Origin of the sequence: Burkholderia sp. HAN2018 (genome assembly GCF_024704855.1) — a bacterium.
GTDB classification, from domain to species: Bacteria; Pseudomonadota; Gammaproteobacteria; order Burkholderiales; family Burkholderiaceae; genus Burkholderia; species Burkholderia cepacia.
Genome location: NZ_QOBB01000379.1, coordinates 1 through 7,962, shown reverse-complemented (window position 1 = coordinate 7,962; position 7,962 = coordinate 1). Strand labels below are relative to the sequence as shown.

The 7,962-nt window shown below is 67.7% G+C and carries 8 protein-coding genes and 1 pseudogene; 3 read left to right on the top strand and 6 right to left on the bottom strand.

Annotation, left to right across the window (positions count from 1 at the left end):
• The coding region (locus tag DPV74_RS39665; protein ID WP_119339172.1) for a hypothetical protein at window positions 1–421 on the top strand (421 nt) is incomplete at its 5' end.
• Window positions 422–521: 100 nt separating this feature from the next.
• Here the strand turns inward: DPV74_RS39665 and DPV74_RS39660 are convergent.
• Genes DPV74_RS39660 through DPV74_RS39650 form a run of 3 tightly spaced genes read right to left on the bottom strand, consistent with a single transcriptional unit; the run spans window position 522 to window position 4,163 of the window.
• Window positions 522–992, bottom strand: coding sequence for a hypothetical protein (locus DPV74_RS39660; protein WP_119339171.1), 471 nt, complete (start codon window positions 990–992; stop codon window positions 522–524).
• Between the two features lie 53 nt (window positions 993–1,045).
• On the bottom strand, window positions 1,046–2,383 hold the full coding sequence (locus tag DPV74_RS39655; protein WP_027786767.1) for an AAA-associated domain-containing protein: 1,338 nt from the start codon (window positions 2,381–2,383) through the stop codon (window positions 1,046–1,048).
• A gap of 22 nt (window positions 2,384–2,405) precedes the next feature.
• Window positions 2,406–4,163, bottom strand: coding sequence for an ABC transporter permease subunit (locus DPV74_RS39650; protein ID WP_027786766.1), 1,758 nt, complete (start codon window positions 4,161–4,163; stop codon window positions 2,406–2,408).
• 516 nt (window positions 4,164–4,679) lie between these two features.
• Between DPV74_RS39650 and DPV74_RS39645 the strand changes: the two genes are divergently transcribed.
• Entirely contained in the window at window positions 4,680–4,946 is a 267-nt protein-coding gene (locus DPV74_RS39645; protein ID WP_027786765.1) for a hypothetical protein, read from the top strand.
• Window positions 4,947–4,988: 42 nt separating this feature from the next.
• On the opposite strand, the gene DPV74_RS39640 is transcribed toward DPV74_RS39645, so the two are convergent.
• Together DPV74_RS39640 and DPV74_RS39635 are read right to left on the bottom strand one after the other, a co-directional pair.
• A complete protein-coding gene (locus tag DPV74_RS39640) occupies window positions 4,989–6,305 on the bottom strand; it encodes an ATP-binding protein (RefSeq protein ID WP_059697659.1) in 1,317 nt (438 codons plus the stop codon).
• Window positions 6,289–7,014, bottom strand: a complete 726-nt coding sequence (locus DPV74_RS39635) for a response regulator (RefSeq protein ID WP_021158495.1) — start codon at window positions 7,012–7,014, stop codon at window positions 6,289–6,291. Before DPV74_RS39635 ends, DPV74_RS39640 begins: the two co-directional genes overlap by 17 nt.
• A 224-nt stretch (window positions 7,015–7,238) precedes the next feature.
• On the opposite strand from DPV74_RS39635, the gene DPV74_RS39630 reads away from it, so the two are divergent.
• Window positions 7,239–7,790 carry a periplasmic heavy metal sensor gene (locus tag DPV74_RS39630; protein ID WP_119339170.1) on the top strand — a complete coding sequence of 184 codons (552 nt, stop codon included), beginning with the start codon at window positions 7,239–7,241 and terminating at the stop codon, window positions 7,788–7,790.
• Window positions 7,791–7,863: 73 nt separating this feature from the next.
• On the opposite strand, the pseudogene DPV74_RS39625 reads toward DPV74_RS39630, so the two are convergent.
• A pseudogene (locus tag DPV74_RS39625) lies at window positions 7,864–7,962 on the bottom strand (pirin family protein); the annotation flags it as partial.

Genomic DNA, 7,962 nt, shown 5'->3' with positions numbered 1-7,962 from the left:
GGTCGGCGCGGCGAGCGGCGCGCTTGCCGGCGCCGCGACGGGCCTCGTCACCGCGAACCCGGCGGTCGGCGTCGGCGTCGGGATCGCCGTGCAGGCCGCGACCGACGAAGCCGTGAACCGCACGATGAAGCAGCTCCATCAGAATCAGCAGGACGCGATCGCGAAGACGGCCGGCAGTCTCGCCGTCGGCGAAGTGAAGCCGTGGAAGGTGAAGAACACGCTGCCGCTCGAAAACGGCGAAGGCGAAGTGCGCGTCACGCGCGCGTACTCGTCGGCGCTCGCGCTGTGCAAGGAATTCGCGTTCTCGGTGAAGGACGGCGACAAGGCCGACTGGTTTTTCGCGAATGCGTGCCAGCAGGGCACGCACTGGAAGTGGGCGTCGGCGGAGCCGGCGGTCGATCGGTGGGGGAATTTGCAGTAGCGGAGGCACCGCGCGCCGGCGGCTGGCCCGGACATCGACCGCCCTGCGACGGCTCCAACCGCGCCGGCGCGAATCATTGCGCATGAATCGCGCGCTCGGCTCAGCGCGCCGACTTTCCGATCAAGTCCATCAGGTAATGCTCCAGCACACCGAGCCTGACGATCGACGCATTCCGCCTGGTCGGATGCGGACACGTCGCGGCCTTCACGGCTTCCGGCAGATCGTCCCTCAACCACAACTCGGGAATCTGCAGCCTGGCGTACGATTCCCCGTCCATCTCCTCCAGCACCATGTGTCCGCGCCACGGATATTCATGGAGCATGCCGGCCTGCACTCTCACGAACATGAGGGCGCACTCACCGGCCTGAAGCGGTACATTGCCCCAAGTCGGCGGGCCGCCGCAGAACTCGATCACCACCCCGAGGCGATCCGGCGTGATGCTCTTGCCGCTGGAATAGATGCGCTCGACCTTCGCCCGAAAGATCTGTGGACCCGGGGAGTCGATAACGGATACGAGCACCAGGTCAAACGTTTCCACCGCGACGGCGTACAGATTCCCTTTTTCAGTCATAGGTCATGGAATTCGCGCCGTGTCCGCCGGATGCTGTCGAGACCTGGCCGGCTTCAGGTCTCGACGTCCTCGAGACTGAAAATCTCCGTCTGGTCGTTGTACGAGAAGATCTCGCCGTAACGCCCCCAGTCGATCACCGCGTCGAGCGTCTCCTCGGCGGCACCGTCCGACAGGAAATCCTCCAGCTCCTGCTCGAAGCGCACGCGCGGCGCGCGATGGCCCGGGCGCTCGTTCAGCACCTTCTTGATCCGCGCGGCCAGCGGCACGTGCTTCAACAGGTGATCCGCGAACATCAGCTTGCGCTCCTGCGTGCCGAATTCCGCGAACACGCGCCCCGGCGGCGTCAGGAACACGTCCCCTTCCCGCACGTCCGCGAAGCCGAGGTATTGCAGCACTTCGGCGATCGGGAACAGGTCGTCGACCTCGAGGTGCAGCGTGCGCGCAATTTCCGGCATGTCCGCGCGGCCGTGGTACGGCGCCATCGCGAGCGTCTCGATCAGGCCGGCCATCAGGTTGGTCGACACCTGCGGCAGCCAGCTGCCGAGCTCCAGCCCCTTCTTCGTCGCCTCGCCGGTCTGGCGGGCCGTCATCTTCGCGTAGATGTCGTCGACCAGCTTGCGGAACGCCGGGTCGAGCCGGTTGCGCGGATGCTTGAACGGCACCTTGATCTCGGCGATCACGCGGCCCGGATTCGACGACAGCACGAGGATCCGGTCGCACATGAACACCGCTTCCTCGATGTTGTGCGTGACGATCAGCACCGACTTGATCGGCATGCGGCCTTGCGTCCACAGGTCGAGCAGGTCGGTACGCAGCGTCTCGGCGGTCAGCACGTCGAGCGCGGAGAACGGCTCGTCCATCAGCAGGATCGTCGGGTCGACGACGAGCGCGCGCGCAAAGCCCACGCGCTGGCGCATGCCGCCCGACAGCTCGCGCGGGTACGCGTTCTCGAAACCGTCGAGACCGATCAGGTCGATCGCGGCGAGCGCACGCTCGCGCCGCTCGCGCGCGCCGACGCCGAGCGCTTCCAGCCCGGCCTCCACGTTCTGCAGCACGGTGAGCCACGGGAACAGCGCGAAGGTCTGGAACACCATCGCGACGCCTTCGGCCGGGCCGCGCAGCGGCTTGCCGAGGTAGGTCACCTCGCCGCCGGTCGGCTCGATCAGCCCGGCGATGATGCGCAGCAGCGTCGACTTGCCCGAGCCGGAACGGCCGAGCAGGCCGACGATCTCGCCTTCGCGCAGCGACAGGTTCGCATCGTCGAGCACGAGCAGCTCGCCCTGCGTCTTGTTGAAGCCGCGACAGACGTGGTCGACGCGCAGGATTTCCTCACCGAGGCGCGGCGGCTGGTTCGTCTGGACGGGGGCGTTTACAGCATTCGGATTGTGCATCGCGTTTCGCTCTCAATCGGTCTCAGTCGAGCCGCAGCTTCGCTTCGGCGAAGGCATACAGCGGACGCCACAGCAGGCGGTTGAACAGGGTAACGAACAGGGACATCACGGCGATGCCCAGGATGATCTTCGGAAAGTCGCCGGCGGCGGTGGTCTGCGCGATATAGGCACCGAGGCCGTGCGCCTCGATCCTGGTATTGCCCCACTGCACGGCTTCCGACACGATGCTCGCGTTCCACGCGCCGCCCGATGCGGTGATCGCGCCGGTCACGTAGTACGGGAAGATGCCGGGCAGGATCGCCTGCCGCCACCACTGCCAGCCGCGAATGCGGAAGTTCGTCGCCGCTTCGCGATAGTCGTTCGGGTAGGACGTCGCACCGGCGATCACGTTGAACAGGATATACCACTGCGTGCCGAGCACGATCAGCGGCGACAGCCAGATATCGGCGTTCAGGTGGAAGCGCGCGATCACGATCACGAATACCGGGAACAGCAGGTTCGCCGGGAACGCGGCGAGGAACTGCGCGAGCGGCTGCAGCTTCTCGGCGAGCCGCGGACGCAGCCCGATCCACACGCCGATCGGCACCCAGATGACCGATGCGATCGCGATCAGCACGACCACGCGCAGCAGCGTGATGAGCCCGAGCATGACCACATGGCCGACCTCGGCCATCGTCACGCCGGTCGACACGAAGCTGACGACGCGCCACACGATATAGGCCGTGCCGAGCAGCACGAGCGCGGCCCATGCGATGTCGACCGTGCGCGACGCCTTCTTCTCGACTTTCGGCAGCGTGAAGCGCATCGCGCCCGACAGCGGCAGGCGCAGCGGAATCCGCGCGGCCTTCGCGAAGAACCAGCCGGCCGGCACGAGCAGTTGATGAATCAGGCGCGTGCGGCGGACGAGGTCGAGCAGCCAGGATTGCGGCGCGTCGCCCGACGCGGTGTTCTCCATCCGGAACTTGTCGGCCCACGCGATCAGCGGGCGGAACAGGAACTGGTCGTACGCGAGGATCACGACGGTCATCGTGAGGATCACCCAGCCGATCGCGCCGAAGTTCTTGTCGGAGATCGCCTGCGCGAGATACGCGCCGATGCCCGGCAGCGTGATGGTCTGGTTGCCGACGGTGATTGCCTCCGACGCGACGACGAAGAACCAGCCGCCCGACATCGACATCATCATGTTCCAGATCAGGCCGGGCATCGAGAACGGCACTTCGAGCTTCCAGAAGCGCTGCCAGGACGTCAGGTGGAAGCCTCGAGACACTTCGTCGAGGTCGCGCGGCACCGTGCGCAGCGACTGGTAGAAGCTGAACGTCATGTTCCACGCCTGGCTCGTGAAGATCGCGAAGATCGCCGCGAGCTCGGCGCCGAGCACGCGGCTCGGGAACAGCGCAAGGAAGAACGTGACGGTGAACGAGATGAAGCCGAGCACCGGCACCGACTGCAGGATGTCGAGGATCGGGATCAGCACCATGCCGGCACGGCGGCTCTTGGCCGCGAGCGTGCCGTAGACGAGCGTGAACGCGAGCGACGCGACCATCGCGGCGAGCATCCGCAGCGTGGTGCGCAGCGCGTATTCGGGCAGGTTCGACGGGTCGAGCGAGATCTTCTGCGTCTGCAGGGTGCCGATCGGCGCCATCGTTTCGTGGAAACCGACGACCGCCATCGCGATCAGGCAGATGATCAGCGGAAACGCGATGAAATCCCACCGGTTCGGCAGAACACGCCATGCGGACGCGTTGGCGGTCCGGTTCGGATTGAAGAATCCGACGTTCATCAGGCGCCCTCCCCGGTAAGGCCGAACGAAGCCGGCAGTCGATGTTGATTCATGGCAAAGCGCACGGGTGCGGTAATTCGATTGACTGACGATCGCGCGCGAGCGCGGTGCGCGGTGCGCCGTGCGTGCACGCGCTGCCGCGCGCCGGACGTGCCGGCCCGCGACGGCACGACACTACACCAACCTGTATTTCAGGTACAACCGTCCGGGAACGGCGCAGGCGGTGCACGGATCGTGCCTGGCGCGCGGGCGAATGACGGGTGCGCGGTACAAGCAGCCCGGCCGCACTCCTTCGGCCGGCACGCAGGCCCGAATTATGCCGTGATCCGGCCCGGCCGGGAACCCGCCCGCCGCACGCACGCGCAAACCATGTCGGGCGTCATCAGCCCGATACGACTAAGCGGGTATGATCGGGGCTGGCCCCTGGGGTCGGTTGCGGCCGTACCGATGGCAACGCATGCGCGTTCCCGGTGTCCGCAGGCCCTGGGGATCGATCGACGAGCGGGAGGAAAGGGAATGGCAGGAAACTTGGTGATCGTCTGCCGCGATCAGGATGCCGACGCGTTCTACGAATTGATGCAGGAATACGGGTCGTTCCAGACGCGGCTGTCGTCGACGGCATGGTACCTCAACATGAACGTCGTGCCTGAATCGCTGCAGGAAGAAATCCTGGAGCGCCTCGGCCGGTATACGACCGTCTACATCTTCGAGGCCACCAGCGTGACCTACAACACCATCGACAGCAACGCGGCCGAGACGCTCGGCACGCTGTTCGGCGAATGATGCCACGCGGCGCCAGCCCGGCCGGGCCGGCGCCGCAGCCGCTCAAGCGGCCTGTGCGTGGGGTTCGTCCTTCGGCACGGCCTCGAACGGGAACGTCATCGCGACACGCAGGCCGCCTTCGGGGCGGTTGCCGATGTCGCACGCCCCGCCCAGCCTGAGTACGAGCCGCTCGACGATCGCGAGCCCGAGCCCGCTGTGGCCGTTCCCGCCGCGTGCGGGATCGAGCCGCACGAACGGCCGCGTCGCCGCCGCGAGATCGCGCGGGGCGATCCCGCCGCCGCTGTCGCTGACCGACAGCACATAGCCGGCCGGCGTGCGTGCCGTCTCGACGAGCACGGGCGGCGCACCATACGCATGCGCGTTGTCCAGCAGGTTCGACAGGATTCGGTCGAGCGTCGCCGTCGGCAGGCGGAAGCCCGGATCGGCGTCGAGCCGGGTCTGGACCGTCGGCGCATTCGGCGCGACCGCGCGATAGCTGCGTGCGATCCGCTCGCACGCCTGATCGACCGGCACCGGCTCGCTGCGATCGGACCCGCCGTGGGCAAACACCAGAAACTGGTCGACGATGTGCGACATCGAATCGACGTCGCGCACGACGCCGTCGCGCAGCCGGACGTCGTCCATCATTTCCGCCCGCAGCCGCATCCGCGCAAGCGGCGTGCGCAGGTCGTGCGCCACGCCCGCCAGCATCACCGCACGGTCGCTTTCGGCCTGCGACACCTGTTCCACCATCTGGTTGAAGCCGTGCGTGAGCTGGCGCAGCTCGCGCGGGCCGCGCTCGCGCAACGGCGGCACCGGCTGGCCGCGGCCGAAGCGCGCGACCGCGCGCGCAAGCGAACGCAACGGCTGCTGCAGCTGCCAGGCCGCGAACAGCGCGGCAATCACGCCGGCCGAGAAGATCGTGCCGAGCCACAGCAGCATCCGGTCGAGCGAGCGCGGCGGCCGCAGCGGCTGCACCGGCACCACGATCCAGTTGCGGTCGGTCGGCTCCTTTACCCACAGCACCGGCGGATGGCCGGGTGCGCCGAGCTCGACGCGCGTGCCGGGCGGCATCCGCTCGCTCACGTCGTCGCGGAACCGCCTGAGCGCCGCCGGCAGGCTCGACGGATCGCCGTTCGGCACGTCGGCGCTGTCCGGCGCCACGAGCCGCACACGCGACGGCAACGGCTGGTCGGGCGTGCGCTCGACGTGCTGGCGCACCGCGTCGACCAGGAACGCGGCCTCTTCGACCGCGTAGCGCGTCTGCATCTGGCTGCGCTCGAGCCGCATCGCGAAAAACCACGCGAAGTGCGACAGGAGCAGGACACCCACGACGAGCAGCGCCAGCCGCCCGAACAGTGAATCAATGGGTTTGCGCATGGGCCTCGCCGTCGGGCACGAACACGTAGCCGCGCCCGCGCACCGTCTGGATGAAGCGCGGCGTCGACGGATCCGTTTCGAGAATGCGGCGCAGGCGCCACACCTGGACGTCGATGCCGCGGTCGGTGCCGTCGTACTCGGGCCCGTGCAGCAGCTCGAGCAGCCGCTCGCGCGTGAGCGTGCGCAGCGCATGGTTCACGAAGATCTTCAGCAGCGCGAATTCGCTGCTCGACAGCGTGGCCGGCTTGCCGTCGACCGACAGCGTACGCGCCTGGAAGTCGAGCACGAAGCGGCCGAATCCGAACGGCTCGCGCTGCTCGGGCGCCGCCGCCGACGGCGTCGCGCGGCGGCGGCGCAGCACGGCCTGCACGCGCGCGAGCAGCTCGCGCGGGTTGAACGGCTTGCCGAGGTAATCGTCCGCGCCGAGCTCGAGCCCGACGATGCGGTCGACGTCGTCCGCCCGCGCGGTCAGCATGATCACGGGGATGTCGTCGCCGGCCGCGCGCAACTGGCGCAGCGCGGTCAGGCCGTCGACACCCGGCATCATCAGGTCCAGCACGATCAGGTCGGGTCGCTCGCGCTCGAGGCGTTTCTCGAGCGTCGCCGCGTCGTGCAGCACGGACACTTCCATCCCCTGGCGCACGAGATAGTCGCGCAGCAGGTCTCGGAGTTCTTGGTCGTCGTCGACGATGAGGATCTGGGTAGTCATGGCTCGAAGTTTACCGCGCGAGGGCGGAGTCGAAGAACGAAACAAAGGGACGAAAGGGTTACTGCGGGTTACCGCGCAAGGGAACTGTAATGCGCGGTAACCCGGCCACCGCGCCACGTAACATCGGCCGGGGCCTGCCTCGCTAACCTGCGTCTTACCGGATGCGGTACACGGCTTTCCCGGCACCGCATCGCCGGACCCTTTGGATACAAGGAGTTTCTGAAATGTATAAGAAGACTTCCCGCGTGGCCATCGCGGCCGCCACCGTGCTCGCTCTCGCATTCGGCACCGCCCACGCCGCGCAACCCGGCGACATGCCGCCTCCGGGCGGCCCCGGCGCCCACCAGATGCACGGCGGGCACGACGGCGGCCCGTTCGGCGTGATCATGAAACTGCACGACCAGCTGAAGCTCAACGCATCGCAGGAACAGCAGTGGCAGGCCGCCGTCAACACGATGAAGCAGAACCATGACGCGATGCGCAAGAGCCACGAGCAGCTGCGCGAGCAGTTCAAGGCGCAGCAGAACCAGCCGATCCTCGACCTGAGCGCGATGCACGCCGCGCGCCAGCAGGCCGAGCAGCAGAACGCGCAACTGCGCGAGCAGACGTCCGCTGCGTGGCTCACGTTCTACAACGGCCTGAACGACCAGCAGAAGACCACGGTCAGCACGGCGCTCAAGCAGCAGTTCGCGAAGATGGAACAGCGCCACGAGAAGATGAAGGAGCGCTGGCAGCAGCATCGCGCGGCCAAGGCCGCGTCGGCACCGGCGCAGTAAGCCGGCGGGGCCGCTCCGCGGAGCGGCATCCTCGAAGGGGACGCGGGCACCGCCCTGCGTCCCCTTTTGCGTTTCAGGCGACGTCGAACAGCAGCACCTCGGCCGCCCGGCCGCGTGCGAACGCCACCGCGTCCACGCCGCCGATCCGCGCGCCGTCACCCGCGGCCAGCGC